The following is a 15,670-nucleotide window of genomic DNA, read 5'->3' as shown; positions in this document are numbered from 1 at the left end:
CTCTGGATCGCTCTTTTCTGGGTACTGAGAGAGCACCGGGCCGCCTGCCCATGCCTCAGCACGAGGGTTCCTGTCACTCTGAGCGGGCTCGCAAGATGTGGAACCTGGACAAGGAAAGAGTTAGCACTCCCGCGAGGGCCGACCCGAGCTGGCGTGCTCCTGCTGTGGTCACGATCGGTCCGGGAGAAGCCGTCACGCGGACCCAGAAAAGCTGTTGCCCCGGGACGAGAGAACCGGTTCCCCCGGGCGACAACCCATGGCCATACCTCGCGGACAGGAGGTCAGTGTGCCATCAACGGAATCTCATGAAGGCAGAACATCGACCATTCCACACCTGGAACCCACTGAGGCAGCTTCGTCAGTGGTCTGGGACGTGATGGCGAAGTTGGGCACGCACAGCGGCGGCCTGACCTCCCAACAGGCACAGCTGCGTCTGAAAGCCTTAGGGTCGAACGTCGTGCGCTCACATCAGGCTCGGCCCTCACTCGTACTACTGCGACAACTGCGCTCACCCTTGCTCGTACTTCTCACTCTGACGGCTGCGATCTCGTTCTTCCTCGGAGAGCGTGCCGATGCGGTCATCATCGCCGTGATCCTGACGGCCTCGATCGGCTTGGGATTCTTCAACGAGTACCGCGCCGAGCGGACGGGACAGGCATTGCACGAGTAGATCCGGCATCGGGCCCTGGTGCTTCGTGACGGACGGGTCCAGGAGATCGACGTCACCGAAGTCGTACCAGGCGACGTTGTGACACTACGTATGGGCGAAGTCGTGTCGGCCGATGTGCGACTGTTCGCCGTGACGGGGCTGGAGTGCGACGAGTCTGTCCTGACCGGAGAATCCGTCCCTTCCAAGAAAACGGCCCGCCCGGTACCTTCGGGCAGCGAACTGGCAGAGCTGTCCAGCTGTGCGCTCATGGGCACTGTCGTTCATGCGGGGTACGGACGCGGCGTGGTGGTGGCCACCGGCGGGGCCACGCAGTTCGGTCGGATCGCGCTCGGCCTTGGCAAACGCCAGCCAGAGACCGAATTCCAAATCGGGCTGCGAAGGTTCTCCCTGCTTCTGATACGGGTGGCGGGGGTTCTGACCGCTCTGATCTTCCTTGTGAACGTCCTGCTAGATCGACCTGTCATCGACGCATTGCTGTTCTCCCTGGCGATCGCGGTCGGCATCTCGCCCCAGCTGCTGCCGGCGGTCGTCTCGACCAGCCTCGCCACCGGCTCTCGTCAACTGGCGCGTCGCAAGGTATTGGTCAAACGCCTGGTGTGCATCGAAGACCTGGGCGATGTCGAGGTCCTGTTCACAGACAAGACTGGAACCCTCACCGAGGGCCGGACCAGCTTCATGCACGCCCTCACCCCTGAAGGCGAGGTCTGCGACGGGATCCTGCCGATGGGCTTGGCCTGCAACGACGCCACCCTCGAGAACGGCCGACTTGTGCACGCCAGTCCGCTGGACTCCGCGCTGTGGGGAGGGCCGGTGCCACCAGCGCAGCGAGAGGCTTCGGAAAGCTATCGCCGACTGGCGCTCGTACCGTTCGACCATGAGCGGCGTATGGTCTCCGTCCTTTTGGAAGAACGTTCGAACAGCCGGATGGTCGTGACCAAAGGCGCACCTGAGTCCGTACTGGTGCGGTGCGCCGTAGTACCCGATGGCGCACGTATGACATTGGAGGCCGAATTCGCGGCCGGTCACCGAGTGGTCGCCCTCGCGACTCGTTCCGTGCCGACAGAGCAGTCCACGCTCACGGCCGACGACGAGAAAGACCTTCGCCTACAGGGCTTCTTGGTCTTTCTCGATCCGCCGAAAGCCAGCGCAGGGGAGGCGATCAAGCGCCTTGCCGAGCTGGGCACCACTGTGAAGGTGGTCACGGGGGACAACCCTGCGGTCGCCGAACGTGTCTCCACGGAACTAGACCTACCCCCTGGTCACACCTTGACAGGCACCGATCTCGACGCCCTCAACGACGAACAGCTCGCGGACCTGATACCGGCGACCACCGTGTTCGCCAGGATGGGGCCAGAGCAGAAATCACGCATAGTCCGTGTGCAGCGAGGTGGAGACGTCGATGTCGCCTTCCTCGGTGACGGGGTCAACGATGCCCTGGCACTGCATGCGGCGGACGTGGGGGTGTCCGTCGAGTCCGGCACCGACGTGGCCAAGGAAGCCGCCGACGTGATCCTGCTGGAAAAGGACCTGTTGGTCTTGGCCGATGGTGTAGTCGAGGGGCGGCGTATCTTCGCCAACACGATGAAGTACGTGCTGATGGGAACTTCCAGCAACTTCGGCAACATGTTCAGCGCTGCCGGAGCATCGGCGTTCCTGGGGTTCCTGCCGATGCTGCCTTCCCAGATCCTGCTCAACAATCTCCTCTATGACAGCAGCCAGCTTGCGATCCCCACCGACCACGTCGATGCCGAGCAGCTCTCTCGACCGTCCCAATGGAACATCGTTCTGATCAGACGGTTCATGCTGTTCTTCGGCCCGATCAGTTCGATGTTCGACTTCATGACCTTCGCCGTGTTGCTGTGGGTCTTCCACACCGGCCCCGATCAGTTCCGTTCCGGGTGGTTCATGGCGTCACTAGCCACCCAGATCCTGGTGGTCTTCGTCATCCGCACCCGACGGATTCCCTTCCTGCAGAGCAGGCCGAGCGTACTGCTGTCAGTCACGGCGTTCGGGGTGGTCACCGTGGGGGTGGCGCTCCCCGCGACCCCCCTCGCGCCCTTGCTGGGATTCACACCCATGCCTTTTTCTTTCCTCTTCTTCCTTTCCCTGATGGTGATCTGTTATCTGTTGCTTATCGAGGTGGCAAAGAGATGGTTCTTCCAAACCTCAGCTCCTCGAGCACCACAAAAACGAGGTCACCACCTCGGGCACCGGATGCATCGTCGTGCCGGGCGCTTCAGCGCGGCCAAGTTACCTAAGATTTCTGCAAAGCAGTGAAGTGCCAGTTCAGAAGATGGCTAGTGTCCTGAGTCGTTAATTCGTTGGCAATACGAGGTGAGGGTCTCCAGGATCTCGTCGGCGGTCTTGGTCCACACCAACGGCTTGGGGTTCTTGTTCCACTCGTTGACCCACACGCGGATGTCGCGCTCCAACTCCACGACGCTGCGGTGGGCCGACCTGCGCAGCTTACGGTTGGTCAGCTCGACGAACCAGCGCTCGACCAGGTTCAGTCAGGACGCCGAGGTCGGGGTGAAGTGCAGGTGGAACCTCAGGTGGCGCAGCAGCCACTTCTTGACCGCCTCTGTCTTGTGCGTGGCGTAGTTGTCCAGCACCAGCTGCAAGTCCAGGTGGGCGGGCACTGCTGCGTCGATCAGCTTGAGGAACCGCAGGAACTCCTGAGGGCGGTGACGGCGGTAGTGCTGGGCGATGACCGACCCGGACGCGATGTCCAGGGCGGCGAACAGGCTGGTGGTGCCGTGGCGAACGTAGTCGTGCGTCATGCGCTCAGAGGTAGGGGCCGCATCGGCAGCACCGGCTGGGTGCGGTCCAGGGTCTGGATCTGCGACGTCTCGTCCACCGCCAGGACCAACGCGTCGTGGGGCGGGTCCAAGTACAGGCCCACGACGTCGCGGACCCCGGCCACGAACTGCGCCAGGTCTGCACGGTGTGGGGCTTGAGGCCGAAGGCCCGCCAGATGCGCGAGACGGCCGACTGCGACATACCCGCCTGGGCGGCCATGGACCGGGGCGACCAGTGCGAGTCGCCCTTGGGGGATCCTGGTCCAGCGTCCTGGCGAGGAGGGCTTTGATCTGGGCGTCGGTGATGGTGCGCGGCCCTCCTGGCCGGGGTGCGTCCGTGAGTCCTTCCGATTCTGCTGACCCGGCCTGTTGTCGATAGGAAGCCAGCCTCGAGCTCCGTCGGCGGAAGCAGGCCCATCTCGCCGTGCGAGACCAACGTGGCGCCCTCTTCGAGAGCCTCATGACCACCTATCTGACCACCGATCCCACCTACACAAGTCGGTTCGACAAGGTATGGCGCTGGGTGGACTATTCCGCCCTGGCATCAAGTTCCCTTACCTGTGGGGCGGGCACCTGCACAAGAGCAAGCGCTTCATCACCCGCTCTGGCTCTTACCGCGGGTTGAACGTGCGCTGAAATCCCAAAGCTTCCAGATTCTGAGCATGCCTGATATTGCCTGTGCCCTCACCTACTGGAAGCACCCGGCCGAACACACCGACGACTTTTGGGATGAGTTCTCAGGGGGCACCGGACCGCCACTGGACGTACTGGGGTAAAACGTCGTCGTTGTGCCAGCGCAGTTCGGAGTCGACAGCCACTACGCCTTCGATCCGGCCCACACGGTGGATCAGCGTCTCAACATCACTGCGATGCTCCATCCACCCTGATAGGCTCACCACTCCCTCCTCGACCGTGACAGTGGGTTCCGGCAGGGCCGCCCTGATCTCGTTCCGGGCTTCATCGGCGATGTCGTCGTCCTTTCTGATGAACACCGACAGCAGGTCTCGTCTGCTCACGATCCCGAGCAAGCGCCCGCCCTCGTTGACGACCGGCAACTGTTTGACCCCATGCCGCTCCATCAACCGCGCGGCAAGGACCACCGAGGCTTCGGGGGCCACCGTGATGGCGGGACCGGTCATCAACTCAGCCGCATTTCTTGCTGCGGCCTTTTCACTTGCGTTGCTCCCGGCCCCCAGCCGGGCCCTCAACCGGGCGCGCAAGGGCGGCCAGTAATCCCCTCCCGCGAACTCCTCCTTGTGCAACAGATCCTCCTCGGAGACCACACCGACTACGTGCCCCTCTCCATCGGTCACGGGCAACGCGCTCACTCGGTGTTCGATCAACCCCTTGGCGACCTCCCGATAATCGGTTTCCTCGGTGACCGAGAAGACTTCGGTCGTCATGACGTCGCGCACGGTGCGCATCGCAGGCTCTCCTTCGTATCCTGGCCCGGATATCGGTCAGCACGGACCTGTCGGCGTAAAGCGCTCCCTCGGGAAGGTCCCTCCGGTTCCACACCGCCTCTTCTTTCTCATTCTGGTCCGCCGGCATCCGCCACACCAGAGCTTTGGTCCCTGTCCCGGGTGGGTCCTACGGCTCCTCCCTGCCGGGTCCACTCCCCGGAACAACCACGGAAGAGCCGACCCTGCTCCGGTCACAGCGGTCGGAGCGCACGCAGGTACGGGTCTCCGTGCGGGTGCCTGGCCACTCGAGCACGGGCGTCGACACACATGGGCGACGAGGACCCGACTACGACCGGATTCATCTCGATCTCTGCCACCTCGGGCAGATCTTCGGCCAACCGCGCCAGCCGCAACAGCGGTTCCTCCAACGCGGCGGGGTCCTCTCCTGTACTCCCGCTCTTTTCACTCAGGCGCCGTATCGCGGGCACCGAACGGACCAGCTCTGCGGCGTCGACATCGGTCAACGGTGTGAGCCGAGACGCGCGGTCCCCCAGCGCCTCGGCATAGGTTCCACCGAGGCCGCACATAACCACGGAGCCGCAGTCCGGCTGCTGGGCCGACGCGAGAAGCACCTCAAAGCCGTGCGGGACCATCCCTTGAACGAGGAAGTCGTGTGCCCTTCCCTGAAATCGCTCGGCCAAAGCACGGTAGGCCTTCACAAAACCCTCCTCGTCCGAGAGACCGAGGTACAAGGCACCGGCACGGCTACGATGGACGACTCCAGCGATGTCCGCTTTAAGAGCGACGGGCCCGGTGATCTCCATCGCCGCATGCAATGCCTCCTCCTCTGTTCGTGCGCGACGCCATGGCGCGAGCGGAATCCCGTAGCAGTCGAGCAACTCCATTACGCGATGCAGCGGCAGCCACCCACCTTGGTCACGGGAGGCCAAGGCCTCGTTCACGATCTCGGCTGCCCGGGACGCCGCCACCTCCGCCATCTCAGGAACCTTTCCGAGTGGGCGAGCCAGCCACGAAGCCCGTCGCCATGCGGCGCCAAGGGCCGCTGCCGCCGCCTCGGGATCGTTGTACGAAGGTACGGTTCTCTTCCCGTCACCGAAGACGGCCACGGACTCGGGTTGTTCGGGGGCGACCGCGATCACTGGAGTATCGTGTACCGCCGTGCTGACGGTGGGCGCTGGATCGGCGAGCGCAGTGGAGACCGTGATGACCATGACGGCATCCACCTCAGGTGCCGTGGACAGCAGTTCCAGGCATGCGCACAACTGATCGGTGCGAGCGATCGGGGTGGCGTCGACCGGGTTGGTGCACGTTGCCCCAGCGGACAGCAACTCTTCAAGGCCAAGGCGCGTTCGCGCAGACAGTCCCGCGATCTCCAGGCCGGCCTGACGACACGAGTCGACGGCCACCTCCCCAAGACCCGTGGTATTGGTCAGGACCGCGACTCGGGGTCCTGCAGGGAGGGGCTGGTGGGCTAGCAGGGCCGCCGTCCCGATCAGTTCACCGACTCCGGAAACTCCCGTGACTCCGGCTTGCGTGAGTAGAGCACCGGTGGCCAGGTCGGAGCCTGGAGCGGATCCTTTGTGCGTTTGGGCTGTTTGCCATCCTGTTTCTGAACGACTCGCGTGCACGGTGAGAACAGGTATCCGCCGTCCGATCTCACGGGCAAGGCGGACGAACTTGCGAGGGTTCCCGAAAGACCCCACATGCATTATCGCTATGGTGGTCGATCCATCAGCCTCCCACCAGCTCAACATGTCGTTGCTGCTCACGTCTCGACGGTCACCCACCGAAAGGAACGAGGAGACCCCCACCTCCAAGCGTGTGAGATGGTCGAACAGGGTGAGCCCGACTCCGCCCGACTGCACGACGATCCCTGCTCTTCCCGCTGCAGGCGCATGCGCGGCGAAAGTCGCCTGCAAACGCACGCCGGGCTCCGTGCAGACGACCCCGATGCTCCCGGGGCCGACGAGCCGCATGCCGGTCTCTCGGCACACCGCCAGCACTTCCTGACCGGTATCGGGCCCCAAGTCCGAGATGACGACGAGGACGCCGGTTCCCCGTTCACCACAGGAGCGTGCCACCGAGACCACAGCGTCGGGCGGGACCGCGACCACGGCGAGGTCGGGTGCCTCCGGCAGATCGGCAACGGAATGGTAGACGGGAATATCGGTCACACTCGACGCCTGTGGGTGGACAGCGTAGGTGGGACCGGTGAAGCCGTTGTACACAATGCTGCGTACAAGCGCGTTACCGATCGACACTGCGCGCCTCGTACCCCCGACGACCACCACTGACCTGGGACGTAGCAGGCGAGCAAGACTCTCACGGTTAGCCTGTCCCTCCCTGTGGCTCACCGCGTTGATGGAGCGTTCGTCCTGGTCCAGGGGGATGGTCATCTCCACCACTCCGGTGTCGGTTCTACGGCGCGATCGTAGCCCCGCGTTATCGCACACACGAAGCATCTCGTGATTGGACGCCAAGACGTCGGCACGGAAAGTCCCTACCCCACGCTCGCGAGCCACCGATGCCAGATGTTCCAGGAGCAGAGTGCCCACCCCGCGTCCATGCTGGCCCTCGGCGACCGCCAATCCCAGCTCTGCGGTGCCGGTCCGCTCGATCACGTAGCTCGCAACTCCGATCACCTCGCCATCGAGGACTGCCAGGAGGCCGGCACTTTTGGGGTCTCGCTCCATACAGACACGCTGAGCCTCGGCCCGGGCAGCTGAAGCGCTCGGGAGGAAGAAACGCATGCGCAGGCTCTCCTCCGACATTTCCTCATACAGTTTCCTGACGGCGTCGACGTCTTCGGGCCGGGCTGGACGGATCAGCACAATCGAACCGTCGGACAGTAAAGCGTGCGCGGTTCCACCACTGCCCACCCGTACCGATTGGTCATCGAGTTCGGTGGCCATGGTCACTCCCCTCAGGTCGCCACACCTGCATCTCCAGGGTCGACGGGCAGCGCGTCACCGCACGTGACGCGCTGTCTCCCCCACTCAGTCTTCTCCTTTTTCACCGATACGGGCCGGGACCGAGGTCGCCGATCGCCAGGTCCTAGGACCCGGCTCACTGCGCCGACGCCCGTCCTGTCCTGGACGCGGGGGTCGGGGAGCGCACCCCGCCCACATGCGTCTTGGCGTCGCCAGGACCTCCGCCTCGGTCTTGGATTCCTAACGACCCATGCCCCGTGCGCAGGTACCGGTGAGGATGCAGGCAACACGGAATGCGGAAGACCTCCGGGTCGGGAAGGAAGTCCTACCGTGAGGAGAGAAGTCGATAGGGGCCCTACAGGAAGTGACCTCGGACGCAGGGCGGCCGCGCGCAGGGAGGAACTCGGGTTGACCCAAGAAGAAGTCGCGGACCTGGCCGGCATGGATCCCGGATACGTCGCTTACCTGGAGGAGTACGCTCCACGGATGACCCGACAGGCGCTGTACCGCCTTGCCCTCGCGCTGAACACCACCCAGGACTATCTGCTGGGAATCGGCACTGACGTACCACCGGGTGCGGCGACCACAGCCGTCCCCCTTCCCGAGACGCACACACTGTCCCCATCAAGGTGCATGGAACTCATCAAGCCGGGGGGAGTGGGACGGATCGGCTTCGTGGTCGAGGGCGACACCGCCCCGACCATCCTCCCAGTGAATTACCTCGTCCGCGACGGCACCGTGGTGTTCCGCACTGTGGACCACGGGGTGATCGCCAAGCACACGTCGGGAGACGCCGCCTTCGAGGTCGACCGTGTCGACGGTGCGACGAGCGAGGGGTGGAGCGTCCTCGTTGTCGGTCACGCCGCAGCGGTCACCGATGAGGCGGAGGTGGCCGCGCTTCGCCGCAGTGCTCCTGTTCGGCCGTGGGCGGGAGGAGACCGCGACCTCTTCGTCCGCGTCGTTCCGGACAGGATCAGTGGGCGCCACGTGAGCGGACGGAGTCTTCGATGACGACCGTCAAGGAGCCGTAGCCGGGGCGTTCTCTGGTGAGAGTTCGTATGTCGGCGACAGGTCGCGAACCCTCTCACGGGGTATGAGCGAAGGACATAGGACGAAGTACGGCCTCGGCTCCGGCGGGTGTCGGCCGAACACAGCGTCGGATGTTCGTCCATGAGAAGGAGATGACGACCGATGCCGGACAGGAACCAGACCATCCATGTCTTCCTGGTCGACGACCATGAAGTGGTGCGAAGGGGGCTCGTAGCCCTGCTCCAGGACGAGGAGGACATCGAGGTGGTGGGTGAGGCGGGCACAGCGGCCGAGGCTCTCGGGCGTATACCGGCCACACGACCCGATGTCGCGGTATTGGACGTACGCCTGCCCGACGGAAATGGGGTAGAGGTATGCCGCGATCTACGGTCACGGTCACCGGAATTGGCCTGCCTGATGTTGACGTCTTACGCCGACGACGAAGCGCTCTATGACGCGGTCATGGCCGGTGCGGCGGGTTACGTGCTCAAGCAGATCCATGGTTCGGACCTGGTCGGCGCAATCCGCACGGTCGCTTCTGGAGATTCCCTGTTGGACCCGCACAGTACGACTCTCGTCATGCGACGGCTACGTGAGGGGCCAAATGCCGCGGACCCGCTGACCGGCCTCTCGGAGCAGGAGCGCCGCGTCTTCGAACTGATCGGGGAGGGGATGACCAACCGTCAGATCGGTGCTCAGATCTTCCTCGCTGAGAAGACGGTGAAGAACTATGTCTCCAGCGTGTTGTCCAAACTGGACATGCAGCGCCGATCCCAGGCCGCGGCATACGCGGCACGACTCAAGGCCCGCTCTGCGCGTCATGATCTAAACGAGGCAGAACCCCCGCCGGGAGCAAGATCCGACCTCGGTGGCCACTGAGGTTGTGGGAGCCGTCCCTGAAGGAACGCACGGGCATCAAGCGACACGAACCCGTACCCCCTTTCCGCTACCGTGTTCGCCCACGGAGGAGACACTCGGGCTTTTTCAGAGTGGTGTACGAGAGCCACAACCGGCCGGGGTAGAGCGTGGTGTGAAGAAACGCATCCGTCGTGGTGGTACGCGCCTCTCGACCCTGATATGAGATTGGACGAAGGTTCCGAAGACAGCTACACCGAGGCTGTGCCCGAGGCTCCGGCAGCAGACAGCTCCGAGGCGATCGCCTCGGCCCAGTCATCGACCTCCGCCCAGTCACGGAAGTCGCCGTAGTGCCCTCCCATGATCCGATAGACGACACGCCCGAAGAGGGGAAGGTGCTCGGGGCTCAAGGCCCCTTTCAGGAGGCGGTGTTCGCGAAGGTGGGTGGTTCTACGTAGTTCCGTGACCTCTTTGGGTTCCTGGGAGTGTTTTTCGAACCAGCCTCCGACGACTCGCGCCAGACCCACACTGAACAGCCAAACGGGCATCCGACCAAGTGGTGCGGTGTTGGCCTGGACGTAGTCCGAGGCCTCTGTGAGCCAGGAACCGCCGTGCACGGCGCTGCCCAGTACTGCGGCCTCGTAATCATCCGCCCGCGAGGCTTCGGCCAGGGGCCTCACATCCACCGCGTGGCCGCGTTCGCTCAGCCGGGCGGCGATTCTCTGCGCGATCTCCTCCGTGGATCCGTGTTCGCTCGCGTAACCGGCCAATACCGTCATGACGACACCTCCACGTCCTTTACTCCCCAGCCTGGGCCCGAGGACGCAAGCAGAGAAGGGACGGAACGCCCAGTTCGAGGGGACGTATGTCCTGGGAAAGGCCCTTCCAGGGTTCTGACCGTGGCGCGCCTTCCGGGACAGGTCGAAGGTGAGGAGGGATGAGCGGCCGCCCCTGGGGTGTCGGAGGTGACGGGTGGCGTACTCACTCGATATGGGTCCAGGCGACACTGAATCCGACGGTGGACAACTGACTCTGGATGTTCAAGTGGTTGCTGGACTTTCCTCACTATCTGATGGCGATGCTCTTCGTCCGCGCAGGCGTAAGCGTCCCACCGGACGTCGCTGGGAGGAGGGGACGACGGAGACAGCAGCCGTGATGCTCCAGTCACCAAACCTCATCGGTCTCCTGGTTGTCCGCCACCCTTGTCCTGCTTTCGTGGGAACCTATCCGCAGGGACTGTTCGACCTCGTTGTCGATCTGAACCGCTGGGTACTGCGGTCCGTGATCTACATGGCGCTCATGACGGATCTCCGTCCTCCCTTGCATCTGGAAACGGGCGGGGCAGAGTCTGACGAAAACGGTGTGGACGAGAGGCACCTGGGAACCAGGTGGGGGTCAGGAGAGTGTGCCCTCTCCTCTGACAGGGGTCAGAGCCCTTTCTCTACCAGGGTCTCCTCGGTGTCCTCCTCGACATCCCGGTTCTGGTGCTTCCAGCAGAGGTCGAGGAGTTCGGTTCGCCGGAGCTTTGGTCGTTCCTTCCGCTTTCCTCGTCAGCGTCGGCGAGCACGTGGAAATTCTCCTCCTCTTGGGTGAAGTGCAGACGCAAGACCGCATGGAGTTCCACCGCTAACCGGGCCGCGTACGAGCGGGCCTGCCTGTCGTCGGGGTTATGTTCCGCCTCCATCAAAGCTGTACGCAGGCGCCGGGACAGATCTTCGATCTCCTCGTGGGCCCGGCTCATCGTGGCCGTGGTATCGGGTCCGCCCAGAGCTTCGGCGACCCGCGGGTAAAGCAGGCGCTCGTCGCGCTCCTCGTGCACGGCCAGAGCGTCGAGGAACACCCGTACCGCCTCGGCCGTCGCCGCCGTGTCCGGTCCCCCACGGGCCAACGTCCCTGCGGCGGACACGAGCCACTCGATTCGAGGCCACAGTCGGGCGTGTTCCTCCTCCAAAGCTCGTACCAAATCGGCGTCGTCACCGCGTAGCGCCGGCAGGAGCTCGTGGCGACCTCTGCCGAGCACACGCAGGGCATTGAGGACGACCGCGACGTCGATCGCTTCCTGGGCCAGGGCTCCCGCGGTCGGAGGCAACAGCCCCACTGCGGCGACGGCCATCGCGACCACCGACAACAACATGCCCGCAACAGCGCTTTGCCGGGCGATGACCCGGGTACGGCGAGCGATGGCCAGACTCTCGGCGACCCTGGAGAGCCGATCCACGGTGACCACCACGTCGGCGGCCTCCGAAGAAGCGGTCGAACCTCGGGCGCCCAGGGCCACGCCCACTCCCGCGGTGGCCAGCGCTGGGGCGTCGTTGACACCGTCGCCGACCATCACTGTGGGAGCATGCTCGCTCTCGGCGTGCACCACCGCCACCTTGTCGGATGGGGACTGTTCGGCGTACACCGCGTCTGCACCCACGTGCGCGGCGATCCGCTCGGCGACGTCGCGCCGGTCCCCAGTGACCATGACGGCTCTACCGACTCCCGCCAGGCGTAACAACCTCAAGGTGCGCGGTGCGTCGGCACGCAGCCGGTCGCTCATCAGCAGAACCCCACGCAGGTGCCCGCCGACGCCGACGAACACGGTGACCATCCCATCACGGGCTCCCTCGGCCCGGGCCCGGACGACCCAGTCGGGCTCGACAGCGCCCTCTCCAGCCCAGGCAGCCTTGCCCACACGGACCGGTCGGCCGCCGACCGTGCCTTCGATTCCCTGTCCCAGTTCTTCTGTCACTTCCTCCGGTTGTTCTAGGCGCAGCCCACGTTCCCGAGCAGCACGTACGATCGCAGTGGCCAACACATGCGGGGAAACCTGGTCGAGTGAGGCGGCTAGGCGTAGCACTTCGTCCGCGGACGTCTCAGGGGCGACGGCCGTACGGCCCAGCCGGGGCCGCCCCTCGGTCACAGTCCCGGTCTTGTCGAAGAGCAGCACCCGGGCGTCGGCCAGCCGCTCCAAGGAAGCACCATTGCGCACGATGACCCCACGCCGTGCGGCGCGTGACATGCCGGAGGTGAAGGCGATGGGTGCAGCCAGGATGAGAGGGCACGGCGTGGCCACGACCAAGACCGCCACAGCGCGTACGGGATCACCCGACCACCACCAAGCGGCACCCGCCAACAGCAGGGTGACCGGAAGGAAGACAGCCGCGTAGCGGTCGGCCATGCGCACGAACGGCGCGGTGCGGGCCTGTGCCTCGCCGGCCAATCGGACGATCGCGGCGAAGGCGCTCTGCTCGGCGTCGGTCGTGGCACGCATGTGGAAGGGACCCCCGGCGTTGACGGTCCCACCACGCACTTCCTCGTCCGCAACACGCTCCGAGGGAAGTGGCTCGCCGGTCACCACCGACTCGTCCACCAGAGCCGGTTCCCGTGTGACTCGGCCGTCCACGGGCAGCGTCTCACCGGAACGGACCAGAAGCAGGTCACCGGGGCGCACCTGTCCGGCAGGGACAGTAGTCACCTGGTCGCCGTCGACGAGGTGCGCGGTACGAGGAGCACGGGAGAGCAGGTCACTCAGGTCTCGGCGGGCGTGTCGGCCCGCCCGGTCCTCTAACAGCCGCCCCCCCGGTGAACATGACGGCGATGATCGCCCCTGCCGCCAGTTCCCCGACCAATGCGGAACCGACCAGTGCCAGGAGGGCGATCACGTCAACCCCCCATTCGCCGTTTCGCAGCCCCTGCAGCACCCACCATGCCGAGGCGACAGAGGCGACGGCGGTGGCTATCAGCCAGAATGTGTCCGAGGCGGTACCGAGGCCCAACAAGCGCAGCACTCCACCCATGACGAGCCCTGCCAGGCACACAGCCAGTAGAGCGGCCGGAGCTGTCATATAGGAGGTCGATCCACGTTTCTCAGCGCCCATACCTTTACCGTGTGTCACACCGGAAGGTGTGCAACAGGGTAGGAAGCCATGTCCGGGCGGGTTCGATGGTCACATCCTGGTGCGGTCAGGACTCCTGCAGTCCAGACAGGGGCAGGAACTCGGCCAGGTCGGCCACCACGACGTGTGCTCCCCCCGCCAGCATCTTCTCGCGGACACCGGTGCGATCGACCCCGATCACCAGTCCGAAGTGCCCACGTCTTCCCGCTTCCACGCCGACCAGCGCGTCCTCGGCTACAGCGGCCAGGTGTGGTTCGGTTCCCATCAACCGAACCGCCTCCAGGAACAAGGCCGGATCTGGTTTGCCGGGCAGACCCAGGCGTGCCGCATCGACACTGTCCACACGGACATCGAAGAGACCGTCCGCCCCGGCGGCTCGGAGTACCCGGGCGCAGTTACGACTCGCCGAGACCGCCGCCACCGGTACACCGGCCGAACGCAGAGCGCGCACGAACGCCACGGTGCCGGGAAAGGCCCTGACCCCATAGCGGCCCACGAATTCGAGGAAGTAGCGGTCCTTACGGTCGGCCAGCCCTGCCACCGTCATCATTTCGGGGTGGTTCGGGACCGTTTCTTCTGGTAAGTGAACGCCTCGCGAGGCGAGGAAGGTCCGCACACCGTCAGCCCGCGGTCGACCGTCCACGTGGCGCAGATAGTCCTCGCGCATATCGAAGGGACGGAAACGGGAGGCCTTGGCATGAGTACGTTCGAGCAGGAAGGCGTCGAAGACCCGCTTCCATGCCGCCGCGTGCACAGACGCAGTGTCGGTGATGACGCCATCGGTGTCCAATACCGCTCCTCGCACCCGATCGAGCGTCAGGCCCGTGTGTCCCTCGGTGTCCATGAGGTCCCCGCTCCTTCCCGTGTCGGCCACCGTGTCTATGGGATCCGCCTGCGTGCCCATCTCAGCCACGGGACACGAGGGCGGTCTGTGCCGTTGGTTGGCTCCGTGTGAACGGATGCCTGGGCCAGAGCCGGTTTCACGCCCGCAATACCGCCGCTCCGTCCACCCGGTCGGCTGCCAGGTCGACCAAGGCCTTGTCGGCATACTCGAACGGATACGAGGTCGTGGTCACCGTCAGTTGGTGTCCGGCCGCGAAGTCCAAGAACTCGCGCGCATCCGAACGGGTATTGGCGGTCACGCTGCGCAATGTCCGCTCCTGGAACAGGTCCTGCCGGTAGTCCAAGGAAGGGATGTCGGACAGATGGATGCCTGCCACCGCGAGCGTCCCACCACGGTCCAAGGCCCTGAGCGCGGTGGGCACCAACTCTCCGGCCGGGGCGAACAATATCGCCGCGGCGAGCGGCTCAGGTGGTGGGTCGTGGGCACCGACCGCCGAATGACAGCCCAGCTCCAACGCCAATGTGCGAGCCCGCTGTGATCGCGTCATGACGTGCACCTTCGCCCCTCGGGCGAGAGCGACCTGCGCCGTCAGGTGAGCCGAGGCTCCGAATCCGTATATTCCGAGTACGCCTTTCTTCGGTAATTCGGCACGCTTGAGGGCGCGGTAACCGATAACTCCTGCGCACAACAGCGGTGCCGCCGTCGTGTCGGGCAGTGCCTCTGGAATCGGATGTACGAACCGTTCGTCGGCTGTCAGGTACCGAGCGAAACCACCGTCACGATCCCATCCGGTGTAAGTGGAATTCGGGCACAGGTTTTCGTCACCGCGAAGGCAGTAGGCGCAGGATCCGCACGTGGAGGCGAGCCACGCCACGCCGATCCGATCCCCCCGTCCGAACAGGCTCACTCGCGACCCTAGAGCATCCACTCGGCCGACCACCTCGTGTCCGGGCACCGCGTTCGGCAGGTGTGGTGCCAGATCGCCCTCTGCCAGGTGCAGATCGGTCCGGCACACGGCGCAGGCGCGTACCTCGACCAAAAGTTCGCGCTCCTTCGGTTCAGGAACGCGCCGGCGTACCCGCTCTAAGGGCCCGGTCGTGATCGGCCCAGGACGGGTCACCGCCCAGGCGTCCATCATCGGTTCCATGAACCGAGTTCAGCATGTCGGCCGGTTTCGGACCAGGGACGCAGGGTCCGGTGAGCACGGGATTTTAGGCCCTTGGTGATCGGCCGTTGGCC

10 protein-coding genes and 1 pseudogene are annotated in these 15,670 nt (G+C 64.8%); 4 read left to right on the top strand and 7 right to left on the bottom strand.

The window, feature by feature from the left end; all coding sequences use genetic code 11:
* Positions 1 to 256: 256 nt before the first annotated feature.
* Complete coding sequence (locus PFX91_RS16235; protein ID WP_352231692.1) at positions 257 to 670, top strand: cation-transporting P-type ATPase; 414 nt, start codon at positions 257 to 259, stop codon at positions 668 to 670.
* Between the two features lie 18 nt (positions 671 to 688).
* Positions 689 to 2,947 carry a magnesium-translocating P-type ATPase gene (gene mgtA / locus PFX91_RS16230; protein ID WP_285732755.1) on the top strand — a complete coding sequence of 753 codons (2,259 nt, stop codon included), beginning with the start codon at positions 689 to 691 and terminating at the stop codon, positions 2,945 to 2,947.
* A gap of 20 nt (positions 2,948 to 2,967) precedes the next feature.
* Here the strand turns inward: mgtA and PFX91_RS16225 are convergent.
* The 3 genes and pseudogenes from PFX91_RS16225 to PFX91_RS16215 form a co-directional block, all read right to left on the bottom strand.
* Positions 2,968 to 3,846 (bottom strand): annotated as a pseudogene (locus PFX91_RS16225) (IS630 family transposase); the annotation flags it as partial.
* Between the two features lie 359 nt (positions 3,847 to 4,205).
* A complete protein-coding gene (locus PFX91_RS16220; RefSeq protein WP_285732753.1) occupies positions 4,206 to 4,892 on the bottom strand; it encodes a CBS domain-containing protein in 687 nt (228 codons plus the stop codon).
* 230 nt (positions 4,893 to 5,122) lie between these two features.
* Positions 5,123 to 7,804 (bottom strand): bifunctional acetate--CoA ligase family protein/GNAT family N-acetyltransferase, encoded by a 2,682-nt coding sequence (locus PFX91_RS16215; RefSeq protein WP_285732752.1) that lies wholly within the window; start codon positions 7,802 to 7,804, stop codon positions 5,123 to 5,125.
* Between the two features lie 348 nt (positions 7,805 to 8,152).
* Here PFX91_RS16215 and PFX91_RS16210 point away from each other — a divergent pair, with 348 nt between their 5' ends.
* Together PFX91_RS16210 and PFX91_RS16205 are read left to right on the top strand one after the other, a co-directional pair.
* Positions 8,153 to 8,833: a helix-turn-helix domain-containing protein gene (locus PFX91_RS16210; protein WP_285732749.1), complete on the top strand. Its 681-nt coding sequence runs from the start codon at positions 8,153 to 8,155 to the stop codon at positions 8,831 to 8,833.
* Between the two features lie 180 nt (positions 8,834 to 9,013).
* The gene (locus PFX91_RS16205) at positions 9,014 to 9,730 is read left to right on the top strand and encodes a response regulator transcription factor (protein WP_285732748.1); all 717 of its coding nucleotides are present in this window, start codon (positions 9,014 to 9,016) and stop codon (positions 9,728 to 9,730) included.
* A gap of 227 nt (positions 9,731 to 9,957) precedes the next feature.
* Here PFX91_RS16205 and PFX91_RS16200 read toward each other — a convergent pair whose 3' ends face one another.
* From PFX91_RS16200 to PFX91_RS16185, 4 genes are all read right to left on the bottom strand, one after another.
* The gene (locus tag PFX91_RS16200; RefSeq protein ID WP_285732746.1) at positions 9,958 to 10,485 is read right to left on the bottom strand and encodes a flavodoxin domain-containing protein; all 528 of its coding nucleotides are present in this window, start codon (positions 10,483 to 10,485) and stop codon (positions 9,958 to 9,960) included.
* Between the two features lie 662 nt (positions 10,486 to 11,147).
* A complete protein-coding gene (locus tag PFX91_RS16195; RefSeq protein ID WP_285732784.1) occupies positions 11,148 to 13,214 on the bottom strand; it encodes a heavy metal translocating P-type ATPase in 2,067 nt (688 codons plus the stop codon).
* Between the two features lie 440 nt (positions 13,215 to 13,654).
* Positions 13,655 to 14,431 carry an HAD family hydrolase gene (locus PFX91_RS16190; protein WP_285732744.1) on the bottom strand — a complete coding sequence of 259 codons (777 nt, stop codon included), beginning with the start codon at positions 14,429 to 14,431 and terminating at the stop codon, positions 13,655 to 13,657.
* 136 nt (positions 14,432 to 14,567) lie between these two features.
* On the bottom strand, positions 14,568 to 15,566 hold the full coding sequence (locus PFX91_RS16185; protein WP_285732782.1) for a zinc-dependent alcohol dehydrogenase family protein: 999 nt from the start codon (positions 15,564 to 15,566) through the stop codon (positions 14,568 to 14,570).
* Positions 15,567 to 15,670 lie beyond the last annotated feature (104 nt).

It is taken from the genome of Nocardiopsis sp. ATB16-24, assembly GCF_030271535.1.
Lineage (GTDB): Bacteria > Actinomycetota > Actinomycetes > Streptosporangiales > Streptosporangiaceae > Nocardiopsis.
This window is presented reverse-complemented; position numbering and strand designations above follow the sequence as displayed.

Bases quoted from the DNA above. Each gene is read 5' to 3' on its own strand.
- PFX91_RS16215 (WP_285732752.1), bottom strand. From the start codon at position 7,804: ATGGCCACCGAACTCGATGACCAATCGGTACGGGTGGGCAGTGGTGGA.
- PFX91_RS16220 (WP_285732753.1), bottom strand. From the start codon at position 4,892: ATGCGCACCGTGCGCGACGTCATGACGACCGAAGTCTTCTCGGTCACC.
- PFX91_RS16185 (WP_285732782.1), bottom strand. From the start codon at position 15,566: ATGGACGCCTGGGCGGTGACCCGTCCTGGGCCGATCACGACCGGGCCC.
- PFX91_RS16205 (WP_285732748.1), top strand. From the start codon at position 9,014: ATGCCGGACAGGAACCAGACCATCCATGTCTTCCTGGTCGACGACCAT.
- PFX91_RS16235 (WP_352231692.1), top strand. From the start codon at position 257: ATGGCCATACCTCGCGGACAGGAGGTCAGTGTGCCATCAACGGAATCT.
- PFX91_RS16190 (WP_285732744.1), bottom strand. From the start codon at position 14,431: ATGGACACCGAGGGACACACGGGCCTGACGCTCGATCGGGTGCGAGGA.
- PFX91_RS16200 (WP_285732746.1), bottom strand. From the start codon at position 10,485: ATGACGGTATTGGCCGGTTACGCGAGCGAACACGGATCCACGGAGGAG.